The sequence below is a fragment of the Vibrio sp. D420a genome, assembly GCF_030248625.1.
GTDB classification, from domain to species: domain Bacteria; phylum Pseudomonadota; class Gammaproteobacteria; order Enterobacterales; family Vibrionaceae; genus Vibrio; species Vibrio fortis_A.
In genome coordinates, this window is sequence record NZ_JAHGAN010000049.1 from 1 (window position 1) to 21,759 (window position 21,759).

Here is a 21,759-nt window from a genome sequence, read left to right on the forward strand (position 1 = left end):
CTTCGTCGCTTTAGGAGATGACGGGAATAAGAGCAGTGATTACAAAGCGACACCAATGACGCGCTACCACTCTCCCCAATCATCATTCCCTACAGTGAGGAACGAACGTGATAGGGAACCTGCTTATTGAGAACGTAAGCGCTAGCCACATTCTTAATCCAACCTTATACTCAACTAAAACAATCAATTGGAAAGATCATGAGCTTCGAACTTCATCCTCAATTAGCAAAAGACACCACTGTTATTGGTGAGTTTCCACTAAGCCTTGCCCTACTACATAAAGACAATGCCGTGCCTTGGGTTATCCTTGTACCAAAGCGTGCAAACCTTAAAGAGTTGCACCACTTACCAATGAAAGAGCAACAGCAGTTCCTTCATGAATCTCAAGCAGTAAGCCAAGCACTAGAGGCGACCTTCCAACCGGATAAGCTTAACCTAGGCGCGTTGGGTAACATGGTGCCGCAACTACACATCCACCATATCGCACGTTTCAAAGATGATATCGCATGGCCGGGGCCGGTATGGGGCAATACCAAAGGTGAGCAACGCAGCGAAGAAGAGCAAACAGCACTACTGACCCGCATTCAAAACGTTCTATCTCTGAGCTCTTTGTTTCAAAAAGCATAATTAAATATTCGAATTCAAAAAAAACCGCAGCCAACAAGCTGCGGTTTTTCATTTTAGATCTTAAGAACTACATCATCACATTGAGCGATAAACTGTCTTGTTGATTAATGGTGTAACGTATTCGAGTCGTGTGACCATGTTGGTTAGTATCCACTAAACGACTTACCTTACCTTTCTTAATCCAAACATTAAGCATCGCGTCGACACCATCTTCACTCATGCCAAACTTTGCAGCCAACTCTTTGCGAGCTGCACCACCTTGTTCACCAATGTACTGATGTAATTCTCTTAAAATCATGCGAATTGAGCCTCTAGTGCGCGCTGTTTCTGACCCAGCTTTTTAAAGCCGATGTAAGTGAGAACAAAACCAGCCACAATCACTACCATCCACACTGCACTTGAGATTGGGTAAGCAGCGAAATTAGCTGCTTGGTAGTAGAAAGTCGCGCCAAAGTAGCCTAGAGCCATTGTCCAAACCGCGATAAAGCGAGCAAACATTTGGCCAAACTCTCTTACGTACGCGCCCATCGCAGCCACACAAGGGGTGTATAGTAAGATAAGAATTAGGTACGCAAACGCTGCATGGCTAGAGACAAATTTCTCTTTCAAGTTACCGAAGATAGATGTATCAACTTCTTGATCTTCTGCTACCGCGCTTGAATCTGAAAGATCACCAACTTCGATACCTAGAGGATCTGAATAGCTTAAGCCTGCTAAGTTATCTGGAATTGTCATTACCGCTTCATGTAGGCTGCCCGCTAAATCGAACTCCGCAGCTTCTTCATCAGAAGGTGTTGTGTACAAGCTGTTCAGTGTACCCACTACCGCTTCTTTAGCGAAGATACCTGTAATGATACCTACTGTCGCTGGCCAGTTTTCTTCTTGAATACCAATTGGCGCAAACACAGGAGTTACCACTTGAGCTGCTTTCGACAATACCGAGTTTTCGCTGTCTTCGTTACCGAATGACCCATCAGTACCTAGTGAGTTAAGGAAGCTCAGTACAGCAACGACCATCACAATGGTTTTACCTGCACCAAGAACGAAACGCTTCAGTTTCTGCCATGTTTTTAGCATCACGTTTTGCATGGTTGGTAACTCGTAATCTGGCATCTCCATGACGAGACTGTCACTGCTACCCGGGTAAAGAGTATTCTTCAGGAATAGGCCAGTAAAGATAGACGCAACAATACCTAGCAGGTAAAGAGCGAATACGATGTTTTGACCCGCACCTGGGAAAAACGCTGCTGCAAACAGAGCGTACACAGGTAGACGTGCGCCACATGACATAAACGGAGCCATTGCAGCGGCAAGTTTACGCTCGCGTTCTTGGTCAAGTGTACGTGTCGCCATAATTGATGGAACGTTACAACCGAAGCCTAACACTAGAGGTACGAAAGCTTTACCTGGCAGACCAATTTTCTGCATCACTTTATCAAGAACAAACGCGGCGCGAGCCATGTAGCCTGAGCTCTCTAGAACAGCAAGGAACAAGTACAAGCAAGCAATCACAGGAATAAAGGTTGCGACCGTTTGAATACCACCACCAATGCCATCAGCTAATATAGTCACTAGCCAAACTGGTAAATGGTCATCCAATAAATAGTGGCCACCATCGACCAACAGTGCGCCAACGCCGATGTCAAAGAAGTCGATGAATGCGCTACCGATGTTAATGGAGAACATGAACATCAGGTACATCACCACGAAGAAGAACGGAATGCCTACCCACTTATTCAAAATCAATTGGTCAGCTTTCTCTGTGAAGCTTCGGCTCAATTTACCTTCGCTACGACGCACACGCTTACAAAGCTCATGCAGCATTGTGTATTTTGCATCTGCTACAGCTAAGTCGATATCAAACTGAGCAGCAGCTCTCACTGCATCAATCTGTTGACGCTCATTCGGCGCTAGGCTATTCAAAACTAGGTAATCATTTTCAAGGGCGCGAATAGCAAGTGCACGATGCGATACGTCTGCATCATCAAATTTTGTTTCGACTTGTGGTAGTAGCGCTTCAAACGCTTCTTCATAATCAATCGCGATAGGCTCTAGGCTAACACCTTGAACCAATAGTTTATGAAGCTTCTCTTTAAAACGAACAACCTGCGATTTGTCGTTCGCTGATAAGCTTAAAACAGGACAGCCTAATGCTTTTTCTAGCGCCTTCTGATCAATCACCTGACGCTCACGCTTAAGTACATCCATCTTGTTTAGTACAACAATCATTGGACGACCCATCTCACGTAGCTGAAGTGTCATGTACAAACTGCGCTCTAAGCTGCTCGCATCCACAACATTAATGATCACATCTGCAGGATGAGTAAGCACCGCACGAGAAGCGATAGATTCATCGATGCTGTTTGCATCATTACCGCTGTCTAGTGCGTAAATACCTGGAAGGTCTGTTAGCTTGAACTGATCTCCCGCATGACTGTATGTGCCCGTCTTCTTTTCAACGGTAACACCAGCCCAGTTACCCACATGCTGCTTAGCACCTGTTAAAGCATTAAACAGTGTCGTTTTACCACTGTTTGGATTACCTACAGTCAGTACTTGATAGTTCATAAACTCACCTCAATCTGCTCAGCAATGTTTTGACGAATAGCGATAGAGACACCTCGTACTTCCACTTGTAATGGATCTCCCATCGGTGCGCGACGAATAAGAGTGACTTGGGTTTTCGGTAGAACCCCCATTACCATGAGTTTTTTTCTAACTTCGGGAGATAACCCAGTAAGAGCGACTACGGTAGCCGCTTTGCCTTGCTCAAGCTGTGACAGGTTCATAAGCATCCAACAGAGATTGATAATGAGAAATATTGTTATTAAGAAGAATAATACACATATATAACCCTAATCTTACTGTGTGAAATCAAAGTTTCCGAAAATAGATACTCGTAAATTTCGTCAAAACACGCTACGTCAATTCCGTTACTTTCAACACTCAAAGAAAACTAGTCCGTGAGTACAAAATTAAGAAAATCCAACAAAACCAATAAAAATCAATAAGTTAAAATTATGTCGCATTTATTACATAACGATGTCGTTAATTTTATAAGGAAAATAAGTGCTACCCCGTATAGTTAATTCCAACGAAGAGAAACTCCTTCTCTTTAACTTTATTCCAGAGGTGATATGGCTTTCGCTGTATCACTCCGGCAGCAAGCGAAGGTGTCTTTGGCACCCGTGGTATAGTCCCCCCGGCTATACCACGATATTTTTTTCTTATCTTCTCTGACCCATCTTTCGTTAATCAATCGTCTATTCTTTCGTATCTCGTATCTCAGAAACATAAAAAAGCCCCGAACAAATTCGAGGCTCATTAGTATTCCAATTTCTATTAGTCATCACTATTTTCAGCAAACTTCGAAGGTGACATACCAAAGTGGTGTTTGAATCTCTGACTAAAATACGACGGATCATTGAATCCAGAATTGAATGCCACGTCAGATACCTTCTCGCCAGCCAATAGTCTTTCACAAGCATGCTCTAAACGTACTTGATTCAGGTACTCTTTAAACGTCTTATCAAAAGCAGATTTAAAACGACGTTGTAAGCTTCGCTCAGACATATATAACAAGCGTGCAACAGAAGCCGTACCAAACTCTGCATCCGAGTAATGCTCACTAACTAATAGCGCGACACGGTTCTTCCACTCTTGTTCAGCGCTCAGTTTCTGCTGCTCTTGCGTAAGCACAGGATGTTTAATGGTCTCTATCTGCTCCAAGGTACTTTCGGTGATTTTCTGAGAGACTTGATATTCTATCGGCCATGACAGCTGCACAACGTTCTGAGAATCCGAAATAAACGTCTTCAGCTCACCCCCACTCTGGTGAATAAGAAGTGGTAGCTTCTCAATATTTAGGTCTGTTGACTGAGCTAATCCAGCATCGGGAGCGGCTGCCGTCCACTTAGGGAAAGGCATCCCAAAATCACGCAGTGTTACCACAAGTTGCTGCTTAACCTCTTCAACCGAGACAAGCATTCGTTGTGACTTAAAGTTACGTTTAATCGCACTGGCCACCAAGCTATTAAAGACAATATCAAGATTAAAGTAGTTCAGCGTTATGTACCGATGCTTAGTATTTAAGTTAACCTCAAGCTCAATACCGGCCTTTGCAAGATCGTCCTTCCATGCCGTTAACACCGACTCTAGGACTAATACCAAATCGTAATACGTTGTTTGACCATTCTCATGGCCTTGAGCGAGTTGCTCTAAACCTTGGCGAAGCTCTACGATAGGTGAGACTTCATCACTTTCTTGCCAATTAGGGATAAGTGCTGCAGCGCGATTTACCTCTTCAACCAGCCCACCAGCGGTATGGGTTACCAGAACATTTTTAACCGCCAACTGCTTTTTAAGTTGTTGGTTAGTCGCCAATAGAATTCGACTTTGATGACGTAACTGATCGGTCTTCAACGCCACTTGAGCCTTAAGCTTGCGGTTGGCAAAAGTGACAAAACGGGAACGCCAAAATACCAGTACCGTAACGAAACCTATCAACAAAACCATAAAGCTTGCGGCTGCCCAATTGCTCAAATACCAAGGCTCCAAAATAGTAAATGGCTGCTTAGTTGAAACGAAGCGATAGTGAGAGTCTTTAACAGGCTTCACTTCAAGCACATAATCTCCAGGAAGAATATGCTCCAAAGCCAACAAACCGCCTTCGAATTCAATCCAAGGTTCTCCCTCGTTCAATCGATACTCCATCGCTTGGACGAAACCAACCGGCAAAACTCCAAACTTAAAACTCAATGAGGAGCCATAGGGTACTTGTAGTGACTCTATATATTTCCCCCCCAGAGCAACTGTGTTTTGATCAACAGTGACTTTACTTACTAACGCGTGCCTTTGTGGTGTATCAGACACCAAAAGCTCATTGGACATCGCACCAACGAGGCCATACTTAGAGCCCATAACAAGCAAGCCCGATTGCAATGGGTCAGCCACTGATAAGCTGCACGCCCCAGGCGCAAACTCATTGAGAATCAAGCCAAATGGTGAACCAATATGTTTGTTGAGAATGCCACTGAGTCCATAAAAGCTAATCCCCTTTGACGAACCTAACCAGATCCCGTGTTTATCACTGACCAAGCAAACCGGGCTGATGTTATCTTCTACCAACTCGACCTCTTCAAGGTATTCACTTCCCTTGGCAATTCGATAAACGCCATAGCTTCCAGCAAACCAGTGTGAGCCATCATTCGAGTGAGCAATATCAACCACCTTACCAAATCTCAAACTGTCTCTTTTGAAGCTAATCCTGCCATCAACTAACAAATAGAAGCCATGGTCCGTGCCGATATAGACTTCGCCTTGTTTATCTACCGAGAGGTCAGTTATCTTTGCAGGTAAGTACTTACTGACTAGCCAATCCATACCATACGATGTCGCTTTGTTAGTCGCAATATCGAGCGAATAAAGGTTTTGTTCAGACGTCAGCCATAGTAGCCCTTGTGTATTCAATGCCAGAGTATCGACTTGCCGTTGACGCAAGCTTCTAGGTAGATTTAGTGAGGTGAGCTGACGACTATGTTGATCGACAGCAATTAAGCCTGTTGGAGTAGCAAGGTAAACCAAGCCTTGATGCGCAACGATATCGCTTACTGGCTCAGAATAAATGCGCTTGGGAAGCTCACCAGCATCCGTTCTAGCTACGTAGAGTCCTTCCGACGTTGCTACCCAAAACTCGGATTCACTGATAGACAGTATTTTATTGACGGAAAAGCGCACCGAATGCATACCTAATCCAGAAATCGAGGTTCTTTGAAAGGTACTGCTGTACAAAGAAAAGTAACGTATACCATTGTTGGTTGCTATCCACAGACCACCAGCGAAGTCGTTGACTAATGAGTATATCTTTTCACCAGGAAGCGAAAAATCTTGGTTATCAGCCCCTTGAAAACGCGTTATCTTACCCGTGATAAAGTTGTAGCTCATCAAACCGTGTTCGGTTCCAATCCAGTATTGGTCAGAGGTTTCAGCGAGAGACAGTACGTGAGAGCCTGGGATTCGATTAACCACATCTGGCGATGATAAGTTAATGATCACTAACCCGTTGCGCGTCCCGACAAGTAGCTCACGTCGAGCATCAGAAAAGTAGACTGCTTCGATATAGAATTTACCGGAAGCGGTAATGTGTTCAAATTCTTTCTCTTCCGAGCGATACACCCCTGCAGACGTTGCGAGTACCCACTTCGAAAGTACGCGTTCAGCGTCATTGATTCGGATATCGCTGCGCTTGTTGTGACGATAAAGCTTTAGTAACGAATACGTTTCGAATTCACTGGTGAGCGTATTGTAGGTATAGAAGTTGTTTCGGTCGGTAACCCAGATATAGTCGCCTGATGCGCCGATATTACGAATTTCAGCTCCAGGGCTCAGACTAAATGCAAGGAAGCTCTCTATGCCTGGGACATGTCGATAGACCTCATTATCAAAGTAGGTCCAAAATTCATCGTTTAAAAAAGCCACCTCATCGGAAGAGAACTCAAGCAAACTGCCTTTCCTGGGTAAAAGAGTTCCACCGTCATAAAACATGACTTTACCGTGGACATCGTGAATCCATAAACCACCACCCTCACCTAAATAAAGGTTTTTAGCCGCAAGAAAGTTCCCTTGCCCTTGAACAGGTAAAGGATAGAAAACAGATGATGCGACACTCAGTGTAGAAACACCCAGCGAAATACTCATGAAGATGAGTAATCTGATGATCACTTGATACAAGGTTTTTCCCAAAAACAGCAAATACAGCGCGGCCTACGCGACTTTGAAAGTGCGATAACCGTCGACGAGTTATTTTGTGATTATAATTATCTCACTATTTTAGCGGAAATTACCTAGGGAAAAAGACGGTTTGTAAAATTGAGGAAGGATTTATCTTACAGATCACGAAAATGCCGCAAAAACGCGGCATTATTCATAAATGTCTGATTACTAAGTCCATAAGGACTTAACGCTAACGTGAATTATCGCGCTGATAGACAGTTTGAGTAGCTATCAGTCAATTGCTGTAGGAATTCGAAGTAACTGCCCTTACCCACCTCGATATTTGAACCGATCGGATCCAGTTGTCCTTTCTGAGTTGAGCTACCACGTACCACTGATTCGATAACCGCTGGTGTAAATTGAGGCTCAGAGAAAACACATTGAACGTCTTGCTTGGCCAATGTCTTCTTAATTGAGATCAGTGTCTTAGCACCAGGCTTACGCTCAGGGCTTACCGTAAAGTGACCAAGCTTGTTTAGACCGAATTCATCTTCATAGTAGCTGTATGCATCATGGAATACGTAGTAACCCTTGTCTTTTACCGGTGCTAGTTGTGCTTCAATCGAGCTTTTTTTCTCAGCAAGCTGCTTCAAGAAGTTCTCAAGGTTTTTGTTGTAAGCATCCGCATTTTGAGGGTCAAGTTCTACAAGCTTGCCAGTGATATAAGAGGAAGCGACTTCCACTTGATCAATGCCTAACCAGAAGTGAGGGTCATGGCTACCGTGATCGTGTCCGTCATGGTGGTGGTCATGTGAATCTTCACCAAACTCTTTTAAGTTGATGTTCGGAATTTCACTAATAGTCACCACGTAGTCATTTGACTTAACGACTTTAGTCAGAAAGGCTTCTAGGTCTGGACCGAACCAAATTACCATGTCAGCTTGTTGAACTTTCTTCACATCAGATGGTTTCAAAGCGTAGTCGTGAGGTGATGCATTACTGTTCATTACCGCACCTGGTTCACTGACACCTTGCGTTAATTCAGTAACAATCATTTGAATAGGTTTAAAACTTGTTAGAATAGTGCTCGCACTGGCAACGCTTGGGATTAATAACAAGCTTGCCAGTATAAAAGATGAACGTAACATATTACCTCGATAATAGAAAAGTAGCTTAGGCCTGCTGTAAATGTTACATTATAACATTAGCTAATTGCAAATGAGTTCTATTCATGGATAACTTAATCCAATTGGATTCCGTCAGTGTTGAGTTCGACGGTAGAAAAGTTTTAGACAATATCTCTCTAAATATAGAGCGCGGCCAAATCACAACTCTAATAGGCCCAAATGGTGCAGGTAAATCGACCCTAGTCAAAGTGCTACTAGGACTTCAAAACCGATACTCTGGCACCATTACCAAAAACAAAAAACTAAAAATTGGCTATGTTCCACAAAAACTTAAGCTTAATGACTCGCTCCCTTTAAACGTAGAGCGCTTCTTAAAGCTTACCGGTAAGTTCAGTCAACAAGAAATTCTTGAATCATTGAAACTGGTTGGTGCCGAGCACCTGATTAAAAACAACATGCACCAGTTATCTGGTGGTGAGAACCAACGTGTGTTGATCGCCCGCTCACTACTCCGTCGCCCAGATCTACTGGTACTCGACGAGCCAGCACAAGGTGTTGATGTTCAAGGTCAAATTGATCTTTATGAACTGATCGACTCCATTCGCCACCGTTTTGGCTGTGCAGTGTTCATGGTTTCACACGACTTGCACTTAGTGATGGCAAAAACTGATGACGTGATTTGTCTGAATCATCATGTTTGCTGTTCTGGTGCGCCTGCTGATATTAAGCACCATCCTTCTTATATCGCTCTATTCGGTACTGCGGTACAAGAGAGCTTGGCTTTCTACCATCACCAACATGATCATCACCATCACGACTTGGCAGGCCAACCTGTTTCAGGCGATGTTCACGACTGCAAAAATCATAATCACGGACATCACTAATGCTTGAGTTCCTTTTACCTTCTATTCTCGCTGGCCTTGGCATTGCACTTATTGCTGGCCCACTGGGTTCATTCGTTGTGTGGCGTAAAATGGCTTACTTTGGTGATACGTTGGCTCACGCGTCATTAATGGGGCTAGCTCTTGGCTTTTTATTAGACATTAACCTCTACTTAGCACTGTTAATCTGCTGTTTGATGCTCGCGGTACTGCTAGTTACCTTACAGAAACAGAAGCTGGTCGCGACCGACACACTTCTGGGCATACTCGCACATAGTGCACTTTCGCTTGGTTTAGTGGCCGTTAGTTTTCTCGACAACGTACGTGTAGACCTAATGAGCTACCTATTTGGTGATCTGCTTGCTGTATCACCAACAGACCTTGTGTTTATTTATGGCGGCGCCGCCGCTGTGGCACTAGTTTTGGCTATCTTCTGGCGTCCATTGCTATCCACAACGGTTAACGAAGATCTCGCCGCTGTAGACGGTATCAACATAGACCTGATGCGTTTGGTATTGATGTTAATGGTCGGTATCGTTATTGCGGTAGGTATGAAGTTTGTCGGTGCTCTGATTATGACATCGCTACTGATTATTCCAGCTGCAACAGCACGTAAATTTGCTCAAACCCCTGAACAGATGGCCTTTATTGCCTCTGGCATTGGTTCTTTGGCAGTGCTCGGTGGACTGAGTCTTTCTTGGTTCTACGATACCCCGGCGGGTCCTTCTGTGGTCATTACCGCAACCGCAATGTTTATGCTATCGCAGATGGTAAAGAATCGAGCGTAACGTTACTTTTCGTATCTCGTATCTTCGAGAACATACAAAAAAGGCTTGGTCATCGACCAAGCCTTTTAATTATCTATCACTGTAAAGTGCTGATTACCAACCAGTAATCTCGCGTAGACCTTTACCGATGTCAGCAAGAGACTTAACTGTCTTAACGCCTGCTGCTTCAAGTGCTGCGAATTTGTCTTCAGCAGTACCTTTACCGCCAGAGATGATTGCGCCAGCGTGGCCCATACGTTTACCTGGAGGAGCAGTAACACCCGCGATGTAAGAAACAACTGGCTTAGTTACGTTCTCTTTGATGAACGCTGCAGCTTCTTCTTCCGCTGTACCACCGATCTCACCAATCATTACGATTGCTTCTGTTTCAGGATCTTCTTGGAACAGTTTTAGGATGTCGATGAAGTTTGAACCTGGGATTGGGTCACCACCGATACCAACACATGTAGACTGACCGAAGCCTTCGTCTGTTGTTTGTTTAACTGCTTCGTAAGTAAGGGTACCTGAACGAGATACGATACCTACTTTACCTTTCTTGTGGATGTGACCAGGCATGATACCAATCTTACACTCGTCTGGAGTGATAAGACCTGGACAGTTAGGACCGATCATGCGAACGCCAGTTTCTTCTAGCTTCACTTTAACGTCGATCATATCTGTCGTTGGGATACCTTCAGTGATCGTTACGATCAGTTCGATACCTGCGTCGATCGCTTCAAGGATTGCATCTTTACAGAAAGGTGCTGGTACGTAGATAACTGTTGCTGTTGCACCAGTCACTTCTACTGCTTCACGTACTGTGTTGAACACAGGAAGACCAAGATGAGTTTGACCACCTTTACCTGGAGATACACCACCAACCATTTGCGTACCGTATGCGATAGCTTGCTCTGAGTGGAATGTACCTTGACCGCCAGTGAAACCCTGACAGATTACTTTAGTGTCTTTGTTAATTAGTACAGACATTATTTCGCCTCCGCAGCAGCAACAACTTTCTGAGCAGCATCTGTTAGAGATTCAGCTGCAATGATATCAACATCAGAATTAGCAAGTACTTCACGACCTAGGTCTGCGTTTGTACCTTCTAGACGAACAACAACTGGTACTGTTACGCCTACTTCTTTAACCGCACCGATAATACCTTCAGCGATCATGTCACAACGTACGATGCCACCGAAGATGTTTACTAGTACTGCGCTAACATTGTCATCAGAAAGGATGATCTTGAATGCTTCAGCAACACGCTCTTTCGTTGCGCCGCCGCCTACATCAAGGAAGTTTGCTGGTTTGCCGCCGTGTAGGTTAACGATATCCATCGTACCCATTGCTAGACCTGCACCGTTAACCATACAGCCAACGTTACCGTCTAGTGCTACGTAGTTTAGTTCCCACTGTGCTGCGTGTGCTTCGCGCTCATCTTCTTGAGATGGATCGTGCATTTCACGTAGTTTAGGCTGACGGTACATCGCGTTTGAGTCGATGTTGATCTTGCCGTCTAGACAAAGAAGGTTGCCTTCGCCAGTGATTACAAGTGGGTTGATCTCCAGTAGAGCTAGGTCGTACTGAGAGAACATTTGGCCAAGACCCATGAAGATCTTAACGAACTGTTTGATTTGGTCGCCAACTAGACCAAGTTTGAACGCAAGTTCACGGCCTTGGTAAGCTTGAGGACCTACTAGAGGATCAATCGCAGATTGGTGAATCAACTCAGGAGTCTCTTCAGCGATTTTCTCAATGTCCACACCGCCTTCAGTAGACGCCATGAATACAATTTTACGAGTTGCACGGTCTACAACTGCGCCTAGGTAAAGTTCGTTAGCGATGTTAGACGCTTCTTCAACTAGGATTTTAGTTACAGGCTGACCATTTGCATCTGTTTGGTAAGTCACTAGGTTCTTACCTAGCCACTTTTGAGCAAACTCTTTAACGCCTTCTTTTGTGTCATGTAGTTCTACACCGCCCGCTTTACCGCGACCGCCTGCGTGTACTTGACACTTAACAACTTTCTTTTCAGTAGAGATACGACCCGCAGCTTCGAAAGCTTCTTGAGCTGTATCACATGCGAAACCTTCTGGTACAGGCAAACCGAATTCTGCAAACAGCTGTTTGGCTTGGTATTCATGCAAATTCATTTTGATATTCCGTTTATTTTCCCTTAAGGGATTATTATTTCCATAACGACACAGTTATCTGTGTTACGTCTGTAGGGTCTTCTCAAATCAGCCAAGATAACTCAGATAAATAGCGAATATTTAACAAGTAATCTTTAGCTCAAGTGAAGGCCAGACGTCGAGCTAGCCTAGCCTTTGAAACTATCAACGTCTAGCTGTTGAGCACAACTAGACGTTTTAGCGATATTAAACGTCTAATAGGAGACGTGCTGGATCTTCTAGTAGCTCTTTAATCGTTACTAGGAAGCCAACTGACTCACGGCCATCGATTAGACGGTGGTCGTAAGATAGCGCTAGGTACATCATCGGTAGGATTTCAACTTTACCGTCAACCGCCATTGGACGCTCTTGGATCTTATGCATACCCAGGATAGCCGCTTGTGGTGGGTTGATGATTGGCGTTGACATCAGTGAACCAAATACACCGCCGTTTGTGATAGTGAAGTTACCACCCATTAGCTCATCAACAGTTAGCTTGCCGTCACGGCCTTTGATCGCTAGCTCTTTGATGCCTTTTTCGATATCAGCGAAACCTAGAGTGTCACAGTCTTTAAGTACTGGAGTTACTAGACCACGTGGCGTAGATACCGCCATGCTAATGTCGAAGTAGTTGTGGTAAACGATATCATCACCGTCGATAGACGCGTTTACTTCTGGGTAACGCTTCAATGCTTCAGTTACTGCTTTCACGTAGAAAGACATGAAACCTAGACGCGTGTCGTGGCGCTTCTCGAACTGGTCTTTGTACTGCTTACGAAGGTCCATGATTGGCTTCATGTTTACTTCGTTGAACGTCGTTAGCATTGCAGTGCTGTTCTTCGCTTCAAGCAGACGGTTAGCGACTGTTTTACGTAGACGAGTCATTGGTACACGCTTTTGGCTACGAGCTGCTGCTGGCGCTTCTACCGCTGCAGGAGCTTCTGCTTTAGGTGCAGATTTCGCTGCAGCTAGGTGCGCATCGATGTCTTCACGAGTGATACGACCACCTACGCCAGTGCCTTTAACGTCAGCTGGTTGCAGGTTGTGTTCAGCTAGAAGACGACGAACTGCTGGGCTTAGCGCATCGTTGCTCTCTTCAGAAAGCGTCGCTTTGTGGCGCTTATCTGGAGATGCTTCAGTATCTTCTGTTGTATCTGTCGTTGGTTCACCAGCAACCGCGCCAGGCTTAAGCTTAGCGATAACTTGCTTAGAAAGTACTGTTGCACCTTCTTCTTCGATGATTGCCTCTAGAACACCAGCTTCTGGAGCTGGTACTTCTAGAACCACTTTGTCAGTTTCAATATCTACGATGACTTCATCGCGTTCAACCGCTTCACCCGGTTGTTTGTGCCAAGTTGCGACTGTTGCGTCAGCCACCGATTCAGGTAAATCTGGAACCAGAATTTCAATTGTCATATCTGTGTTTTCCTTTTACTTCTAGTTCGAAAGTAGGGTCAGAGCGTCTTCAATTAACGCTTTTTGTTGTTTCAAGTGTACTGACATGTAGCCAACCGCAGGTGATGCTGAAGCAGGACGACCTGCATATTTAAGATCAGCACCCGCTGGAATCGCAGCACGGAAGTTGTGTTGGCTGCTGTACCAAGCACCTTGGTTTTGTGGCTCTTCTTGACACCAAACGTAATCTTCAACATTTGTGTACTGTGCAATCGCAGCTTGAACTTCCTCAAGAGGGAATGGGTATAGCTGCTCGATACGCACAATAGCAACATCGCCTTGTTCGTTCTTACGGCGCTGTTCTAATAGGTCGAAGTAAACCTTACCTGAACAGAACACTACGCGTTTCACGTTCTCTGGCTTGATGTCATCAATCTCAGCGATTGCTGGTTGGAATGTACCCTCTGCAAGGTCTTCAAGTGAAGATGTACACAGTGGGTGACGCAGCAATGACTTAGGAGACATTACAATCAGAGGACGACGCATTGGACGTACAACCTGACGACGAATCATGTGGTAAACCTGAGCTGGTGTTGATGGAACAACAACCTGCATGTTCTGTTCAGCACATAGCTGTAGGTAACGCTCTAGACGTGCAGAAGAGTGCTCTGGACCTTGTCCTTCGTAACCGTGTGGAAGCAGCATTGTTAGACCACATAGACGTGCCCATTTTTGCTCACCAGACGAGATGAATTGGTCGATAACAACTTGAGCGCCATTCGCAAAATCACCAAACTGTGCTTCCCAAAGGGTTAAGCCGCTTGGCTCTGCTGTTGCGTAGCCGTATTCAAATGCCAGAACCGCTTCTTCAGATAGTACTGAGTCAAATACTTGGAAAGGACCCTGCTTATCGTGAATGTTCGCTAGTGGAACGTAAGTGCTCGCATCTGTTTGGTTATGTAGAACAGAGTGACGGTGGAAGAAAGTACCACGGCCTGAATCTTGGCCAGAAATACGGATACGTTTACCATCATCAACCAGAGTCGCATACGCAAGCGTCTCCGCCATACCCCAATCGACTTGTTTCTCACCATTAATCATGGCAGTACGATCGTTGTACAGTTTGTTTACTCGGCTTTGTAGCTTGTGGCTATCTGGGTATTGGCACAGCTTAGTACCAAGCTCTTTTAGACGCTCGATATCAATTTGGCTGTTCCAATCGATGTTCCAATCGTGACCAATGTATGGGCTCCAGTCTACAGAGTGCAGTGCCATTGGGCGCCACTCTTTAACGACAACTTCACCATGGTCTAGAGCATCACGGTATTCGTTCACCAGCTGAGTTGCAGTGTCGATACCAAACTCACCGCGCTCCATTAGGATGTCTGCGTATAGCTTACGTGGTGTAGGATGCTTCTTGATTTTTTGGTACATCAGCGGTTGAGTTGCATTCGGCTCATCTGCTTCGTTGTGACCGTGACGACGGTAACAAACAAGGTCGATAACAACATCGCGCTTGAACGTATTACGGTAATCCAGTGCCAGACGCGCAACGAAAGCTACTGCTTCTGGGTCATCTGCATTAACGTGGAAAATCGGTGCCTGTACCATCTTAGCGATATCAGTACAGTACATTGTAGAGCGCGTGTCACGTGGGTTTGACGTTGTGAAGCCAACTTGGTTGTTAACAACGATACGTACTGTACCGCCAACACAGAAGCCACGTGCTTGAGACATGTTGAATGTCTCTTGAACCACACCTTGACCTGCAATTGCAGAGTCACCGTGAATAGTAATAGGTAGTACGCTGCTGCCATCTTTATCGTCTAGACGATCTTGGCGAGCACGAACTGAACCAATAACTACTGGGTTTACAATCTCAAGGTGAGACGGGTTAAATGCCAACGCTAGGTGAACATCGCCACCTGGAGTTGCGAAGTCAGCAGAGAAACCTTGGTGATATTTCACATCACCTGTACCCCATGTTTCGTCGTGTTTGCCAGCAAACTCGTCGAATAGGTCTTGTGGTTTCTTACCAAGTACGTTCACCAGCATGTTCAAACGACCACGGTGAGCCATACCAATAACAACTTCACGCATACCTTGACCACCAGCATGACGAATGATCTCTTTCGTCATTGGAATCAAAGCATCACCACCTTCTAGAGAGAAACGCTTTGCGCCTGGGAACTTAGCACCAAGATAGCGCTCAAGACCTTCAGCAGCAGTTAGCTCTTCTAGGAAAGCTTGCTTCTCTTCTTTATTGAATGATGGTTGACCAGAAACAGACTCTAGACGTTGTTGAATCCAACGTTTTTGTTCTGTGTTAGTCATGTGCATGTATTCTGCACCGATAGAGCCACAATACGTCTGCTTCAAAGATTTGTAGAGATCTTTAAGAACCATCGTCTCTTGGCCAATCGCGTAAGAGCCGACGTTAAACGTCTCGTTGAGGTCTTCTTCGGTGAGAGTGTGGAAGGAAGGATCCAGTTCAGCGACTGTATCTCTTTTCCATAAACCTAGTGGGTCTAGGTTTGCTGCTTGATGCCCACGGAATCGGTAAGCATTAATAAGTTGCAGAACCTTTACTTGTTTCGCATCGACATCTGGATCACTAACTTGGACACTGTAATGCTTTGTTTCTTGAGCGAGTCGTCGGAAGTATTCACGAACACGAGAGTGTGGTTGTTCCACCGCTTCTGAAGCTTGCACAGGCAACTCTTCAAAAACGCTTCTCCATTCGTCACTTACCAAGTCGGGGTCACTTAGATACAGTTCGTAGAGTTCCTCTACGTATGTTGCATTGGCGCCAGCCAAGTGTGAAGACTCGAGCCATGCCTTCATCACGCCGTTGTGCATATTTTCCCTTAACCAGTAGTTTTCACGTTTGCTGCGGTCTTATAGCCGAGCTATTAAAAGGCCGCCCAAAACAGCTAGGGCGGCAATTTTTTTATTTCTTAAACCGAGCGATTTACAAGCATGGTCTTGATGTGACCAATCGCTTTCGTCGGATTTAATCCCTTAGGACAAACACTTACACAATTCATGATGCCATGGCAACGAAAAACGCTAAATGCATCATCAAGATCAGACAAACGTTCATCTGTCGCTGTATCTCGGCTATCAATTAACCAACGGTAAGCAGCTAGTAGGCCTGCAGGACCGATGAACTTGTCTGGGTTCCACCAGAAAGAAGGACAAGACGTTGTACAACATGCACACATGATACATTCATACAACCCATCCAAATGCGCTCGTTCATCAGGGGTTTGTAGGTTTTCGCGTGACGGTGGCACATTGCCATCAGACACTAAGAATGGCTTCACTTTTTCGTAGTTATTGTAGAACTGAGTCATGTCCACGATAAGGTCACGCACAACCGGTAGACCCGGTAGTGGGCGAATCACAATCTTGTCTTGGCCAGACAGCGCAGACAATGGAGTGATACATGCCAGTCCATTTTTACCATTCATGTTGAGACCGTCAGAACCACATACACCTTCACGGCATGAACGACGGAATGAAATTGTTGGATCTTGCTCTTTTAGTAGGATAAGAGCGTCCAAAAGCATCATGTCTGACCCTTCGTCTACTTCAAGGACGTAGTCCTTCATGTAAGGCTTTTGGTCAACATCTGGGTTGTAACGGTATAAAGAGAAATTCAGTTTCATGGTTAGATCTCCTTAGTACGTACGTGCTTTTGGTGGGAACGCTTCACGGTGGATAGGTTCCATGTTTACGTTACGCTTAGACATCTCTTCAGTATCAGGATTGTAAAGCGTGTGGCATAGCCATTGCTCATCATCACGATCAGGGAAGTCAAAACGAGCGTGTGCACCACGGCTCTCTGTACGGTAGTTAGCCGCTACAGCAGTCGCGAAAGCTGTTTCCATTAGGTTTTCAAGCTCTAGACACTCAATACGCTGCGTATTGAATTCTGTAGACTTGTCAGAAAGGTGTGCATTCTTCAGACGCTCACGAATCGCTTTAAGCTCTTCTAAGCCCTCAGCCATTGCTTTGCCTTCACGGAATACAGAGAAGTTGTTCTGCATACATTGCTGTAGATCTTTACGGATCTGCGCTGGATCTTCACCGTCTGTGCTGTTTTCCCAACGGTTGTAGCGCTCTAGTGAACGTGCAATGTCTTCTTCAGTTGCTGGCTTCGCATCCGCTTGCTTCTTCAGTGTCTCACCTAGGTGTAGACCTGTTGCACGACCGAATACAACCAAGTCAAGTAGCGAGTTACCACCTAGACGGTTCGCACCGTGTACAGATACAGAAGCAATCTCACCACAAGCAAATAGACCTTGTACTTCAACATCGCTACCGTCTTCAGCTTGCTTGATCGCTTGACCAGAAACTTGCGTCGGAACACCACCCATCATGTAGTGACATGTTGGGATTACTGGAATTGGCTCTTTTACTGGGTCAACGTGTGCGAATGTACGAGACAGTTCACAAACGCCAGGTAGACGAGATTCAAGCGTCTCTTTACCTAGGTGGTCCAGTTTCAGTTTGATGTGTGGACCCCAAGGACCGTCACAACCACGACCTTCACGGATTTCAACCATCATTGAACGAGCAACAACGTCACGACCCGCTAAGTCTTTCGCGTTTGGTGCGTAGCGTTCCATGAAACGTTCGCCGTCTTTATTTAGAAGGTAACCACCCTCACCACGACAACCTTCCGTTACAAGAACACCTGCGCCAGCGATACCCGTTGGGTGGAACTGCCACATTTCGATATCTTGCATTGGAACACCAGCACGGATCGCCATACCAACACCGTCACCAGTATTGATGTGAGCATTTGTCGTTGAAGCGTAAATACGACCAGCACCACCAGTTGCTAGAATAGTTGCTTTTGCTTTGAAGTAGCATACTTCGCCTGTTTCCATGCAAAGTGCTGTTGTACCAAGGATGGCACCGTCTTCGTTCTTCACAAGATCAAGCGCATACCACTCAGAGAATACGGTTGTTTTGTGTTTGATGTTTTGTTGGTAAAGCGTGTGTAGCAGAGCGTGACCAGTACGGTCAGCTGCCGCAGCGGTACGAGCCGCTTGCTCACCACCAAAGTTTTTCGATTGGCCACCAAAAGGACGTTGGTAAATGGTGCCGTTATCAAAACGAGAGAATGGAAGACCCATCTTCTCTAGTTCGATAACTGATTCTGGGCCATTTTTACACATGTATTCGATAGCGTCTTGGTCACCGATGTAATCAGAACCTTTAACCGTATCGTACATGTGTTGTTCCCAGTGATCCTCATGCGCATTACCTAGCGCAACCGTGATACCGCCTTGAGCAGAAACGGTGTGAGAACGAGTTGGAAATACTTTAGAAAGCAATGCACATGAAAGGCCTTGCTCAGAAATTTGTAGTGCGGCACGCATGCCAGCACCACCAGCGCCGATTACTACGGCATCAAACTCACGAACAGGAATAGTCACTTACGCACCCCACAAAACAAACAGACCAGAGAAGAAATATCCTAGAAGAACCGCAACTACACCTACTTGAAGACCAACACGCAGTTTCGCGCATTTGATGTAGTCGGTTAGCACTTGCCATAGACCGATCCAAGCGTGAACAAGAACCGATGTAAGCGCTAACATGGTAAAGACTTTAGTGAAGGTTCCACCAAAGAACTGAGTCCATGATACGTAAGAGATATCGGTGAAGGCACAAAAGCTCACCAAATAAATTGTGTAAAGCGTCATAATGATTGCAGTTGCACGAATCAGTAGAAAATCGTGAACGCCATTACGACCAAATGTAGAAACGTTGTTTACCATACTAAGATCCCCGCTAGTAGAGACAATACCGCTGTCGCTGCGAATGCAACCTTAGCGCTCTTAGCGCCAGATTCCAGCTCTTCAAAGTGACCTAGGTCCATAAGAAGGTGACGAATACCACCAGCAATGTGGTATGCCAAAGCGGTTAAAATGCCCCACAGAATAAACTTAACGAAAAAGCCATCGACGATGTCGCTTGCTTCCGCAAAGCCTTCCGGGGAAGAGAGGGAAATATTTAATAGATAAAGTAAAATTCCGATCGCAACAAAAGTAATCACCCCAGACACGCGGTGTAGGATGGAAGCTATTGCTGTGATAGGAAAGTGGATAGTCTGCAAATCTAAATTAACAGGTCTTGTCTTTCTTTCTTTCACGGGCTTGCTCACTCAGCTCCATTGAGCATTACGGTCATTAAATAACCTTTGATATTGTTATGGACAAAATTTGGTCGCAAACCTGTAAAATTTAACATTAACTTAACAAATAACTAAAGTTGAGCCTGAGTTAATTGTAAAATATTTGTTAACAACAAGGTTAACGAAGACACCTCACATTTCTTCTTAGCCTTGCATTTATAAGGTTTTAACCAAACTTTTCAGCGCCACTATACGGACGGCAACATTCTAATACAATTGATGTAACAAATAATGCTACACAGCACAGATTTTTAACGAATTTAATGTAAAAAACACTAACAAGTGCACACAAAGCTGCAGAAAAATTGACTTTCCCACGTAAGACCAGTAAAAAAATGGCACATAAACATCCTGGACGGATTAAATAATAAACAAAGGAGATTGTTATGGCGGATAAGAAAGCTACCCTTCATATTGAAGGTCAAGCGCCAATCGAGCTGCCGATTACGGAAGGTGTACTTGGTACGCCAGTGATCGATGTTCGTACACTAGGTTCTAATGGTTTTTTCACTTTTGACCCTGGTTTTCTTGCCACTGCATCCTGTGAGTCTCAAATCACTTTTATTGACGGCGGCAAAGGTATCCTTTTGCACCGTGGTTACCCAATTGACCAACTAGCCAATAACGCTGATTACTTGGAAGTATGTTACATCCTTCTCTATGGTGAAGCCCCATCTCGCGACGAATACGAGAAATTCAAAACTACCGTTACTCGTCACACCATGGTTCATGAACAAATCGCAAGCTTCTTCCACGGCTTCCGTCGTGATGCACACCCAATGGCCGTTATGTGTGGCGTGGTTGGTGCTCTTGCTGCGTTTTATCATGACTCACTTGATATCAATAACGACACGCACCGTGAGATCGCGGCTTACCGCCTGATCTCGAAAATGCCAACGTTGGCGGCAATGTGTTACAAGTACTCGATCGGTCAACCGTTCATCTACCCTCGTAACGACCTAAGCTACGCAGAAAACTTCCTTCACATGATGTTCGCTAACCCATGTGAAGAGTACGAAGTAAACCCTATCGTTGCTCGCGCAATGGATAAGATCTTCACTCTGCACGCAGACCATGAGCAAAATGCTTCTACTTCAACTGTACGTCTATCTGGTTCTTCAGGTGCTAACCCGTTCGCGTGTATCGCGGCAGGTATCGCATCTCTTTGGGGTCCAGCTCACGGCGGTGCAAACGAAGCATGTCTACGTATGCTTGAAGAAATTGGCAGCGTAGATAACATCGAAGAGTATGTTGCAAAAGCGAAGGACAAAGATGACCCATTCCGTCTAATGGGCTTCGGTCACCGCGTTTACAAAAACTACGACCCACGTGCAACAGTAATGCGCGAAGCGTGTCACGAAGTACTGAAAGAGCTGAACATCAAAGATCCACTGCTAGACGTTGCAATGGAACTTGAGCGCATCGCACTTTCTGACGAGTACTTTGTATCTAAGAAACTGTACCCGAACGTAGATTTCTACTCAGGTATTATCCTGAAAGCGATCGGTATCCCTGTTTCAATGTTCACAGTAATCTTCGCGATGTCTCGTACTATTGGTTGGATTGCACACTGGAACGAGATGCACAGCGACCCAACGAACCGTATCGGTCGTCCACGTCAACTGTACACTGGTCAAGAGCAGCGTGACTTTAAAGCACTTCACGAACGTGAATAATCGTTTTTGAAGTATGATTGTTAAAAAGGGTTGATGCGAAAGCATCAACCCTTTTCTTTTTTTAAGAGAAACGAGATACGCGGAACGAGATACGAGATACGAGATACGAGATACGAGATACGAGATCTTTTGAATATCCGTAACGGCCTGTCAAAGAGATTCCCTAGTCCTTCCTTCGTCAGTCTAGGGAATG

The 21,759-nt window shown here is 45.1% G+C and carries 17 protein-coding genes; 4 read left to right on the forward strand and 13 right to left on the reverse strand.

What is annotated here, in order from left to right:
* The first annotated feature begins 198 nt into the window (after positions 1–198).
* A complete protein-coding gene (locus KI743_RS22320; RefSeq protein WP_032551872.1) occupies positions 199–627 on the forward strand; it encodes an HIT domain-containing protein in 429 nt (142 codons plus the stop codon).
* Between the two features lie 67 nt (positions 628–694).
* Here KI743_RS22320 and KI743_RS22325 read toward each other — a convergent pair whose 3' ends face one another.
* The 5 genes from KI743_RS22325 to znuA all read right to left on the reverse strand — a co-directional run bounded on the left by KI743_RS22325 (position 695) and on the right by znuA (position 8,486).
* A complete protein-coding gene (locus KI743_RS22325; protein WP_032551871.1) occupies positions 695–925 on the reverse strand; it encodes a FeoC-like transcriptional regulator in 231 nt (76 codons plus the stop codon).
* Positions 922–3,195, reverse strand: a complete 2,274-nt coding sequence (gene feoB / locus KI743_RS22330; protein WP_285468296.1) for a Fe(2+) transporter permease subunit FeoB — start codon at positions 3,193–3,195, stop codon at positions 922–924. The genes KI743_RS22325 and feoB overlap by 4 nt, the downstream gene beginning before the upstream one ends.
* Positions 3,192–3,416 (reverse strand): FeoA family protein, encoded by a 225-nt coding sequence (locus tag KI743_RS22335; protein WP_032551869.1) that lies wholly within the window; start codon positions 3,414–3,416, stop codon positions 3,192–3,194. Before KI743_RS22335 ends, feoB begins: the two co-directional genes overlap by 4 nt.
* A 553-nt stretch (positions 3,417–3,969) precedes the next feature.
* Positions 3,970–7,323 carry a helix-turn-helix domain-containing protein gene (locus KI743_RS22340; protein WP_285468299.1) on the reverse strand — a complete coding sequence of 1,118 codons (3,354 nt, stop codon included), beginning with the start codon at positions 7,321–7,323 and terminating at the stop codon, positions 3,970–3,972.
* Positions 7,324–7,598: 275 nt separating this feature from the next.
* Positions 7,599–8,486, reverse strand: a complete 888-nt coding sequence (gene znuA / locus KI743_RS22345) for a zinc ABC transporter substrate-binding protein ZnuA (protein ID WP_285468301.1) — start codon at positions 8,484–8,486, stop codon at positions 7,599–7,601.
* An 83-nt stretch (positions 8,487–8,569) separates the two neighbouring features.
* Here znuA and znuC point away from each other — a divergent pair, with 83 nt between their 5' ends.
* On the forward strand, positions 8,570–9,349 hold the full coding sequence (gene znuC, locus KI743_RS22350; protein ID WP_285468303.1) for a zinc ABC transporter ATP-binding protein ZnuC: 780 nt from the start codon (positions 8,570–8,572) through the stop codon (positions 9,347–9,349).
* Positions 9,349–10,134 carry a zinc ABC transporter permease subunit ZnuB gene (znuB, locus tag KI743_RS22355; protein ID WP_285468305.1) on the forward strand — a complete coding sequence of 262 codons (786 nt, stop codon included), beginning with the start codon at positions 9,349–9,351 and terminating at the stop codon, positions 10,132–10,134. Before znuC ends, znuB begins: the two co-directional genes overlap by 1 nt.
* 93 nt (positions 10,135–10,227) lie before the next feature.
* Here the strand turns inward: znuB and sucD are convergent, their stop codons facing one another.
* The 8 genes from sucD to sdhC all read right to left on the reverse strand — a co-directional run bounded on the left by sucD (position 10,228) and on the right by sdhC (position 19,860).
* Complete coding sequence (gene sucD, locus KI743_RS22360; protein ID WP_004737919.1) at positions 10,228–11,100, reverse strand: succinate--CoA ligase subunit alpha; 873 nt, start codon at positions 11,098–11,100, stop codon at positions 10,228–10,230.
* A complete protein-coding gene (sucC, locus tag KI743_RS22365) occupies positions 11,100–12,266 on the reverse strand; it encodes an ADP-forming succinate--CoA ligase subunit beta (RefSeq protein WP_032551865.1) in 1,167 nt (388 codons plus the stop codon). The genes sucD and sucC overlap by 1 nt, the downstream gene beginning before the upstream one ends.
* A 225-nt stretch (positions 12,267–12,491) precedes the next feature.
* Positions 12,492–13,700, reverse strand: a complete 1,209-nt coding sequence (odhB, locus tag KI743_RS22370) for a 2-oxoglutarate dehydrogenase complex dihydrolipoyllysine-residue succinyltransferase (RefSeq protein ID WP_285468307.1) — start codon at positions 13,698–13,700, stop codon at positions 12,492–12,494.
* Positions 13,701–13,721: 21 nt separating this feature from the next.
* Positions 13,722–16,538: a 2-oxoglutarate dehydrogenase E1 component gene (gene sucA, locus KI743_RS22375; RefSeq protein ID WP_285468309.1), complete on the reverse strand. Its 2,817-nt coding sequence runs from the start codon at positions 16,536–16,538 to the stop codon at positions 13,722–13,724.
* A gap of 98 nt (positions 16,539–16,636) precedes the next feature.
* Entirely contained in the window at positions 16,637–17,350 is a 714-nt protein-coding gene (locus tag KI743_RS22380) for a succinate dehydrogenase iron-sulfur subunit (protein WP_150869062.1), read from the reverse strand.
* A gap of 12 nt (positions 17,351–17,362) precedes the next feature.
* Positions 17,363–19,129 (reverse strand): succinate dehydrogenase flavoprotein subunit, encoded by a 1,767-nt coding sequence (gene sdhA / locus KI743_RS22385; protein WP_285468311.1) that lies wholly within the window; start codon positions 19,127–19,129, stop codon positions 17,363–17,365.
* The gene (gene sdhD / locus KI743_RS22390; RefSeq protein ID WP_032551860.1) at positions 19,130–19,474 is read right to left on the reverse strand and encodes a succinate dehydrogenase, hydrophobic membrane anchor protein; all 345 of its coding nucleotides are present in this window, start codon (positions 19,472–19,474) and stop codon (positions 19,130–19,132) included.
* Positions 19,468–19,860: a succinate dehydrogenase cytochrome b556 subunit gene (sdhC, locus tag KI743_RS22395; protein ID WP_150893808.1), complete on the reverse strand. Its 393-nt coding sequence runs from the start codon at positions 19,858–19,860 to the stop codon at positions 19,468–19,470. The genes sdhD and sdhC overlap by 7 nt, the downstream gene beginning before the upstream one ends.
* 416 nt (positions 19,861–20,276) lie before the next feature.
* Here sdhC and KI743_RS22400 point away from each other — a divergent pair, with 416 nt between their 5' ends.
* Positions 20,277–21,566, forward strand: coding sequence for a citrate synthase (locus KI743_RS22400; RefSeq protein WP_032551858.1), 1,290 nt, complete (start codon positions 20,277–20,279; stop codon positions 21,564–21,566).
* Positions 21,567–21,759: the final 193 nt, after the last annotated feature.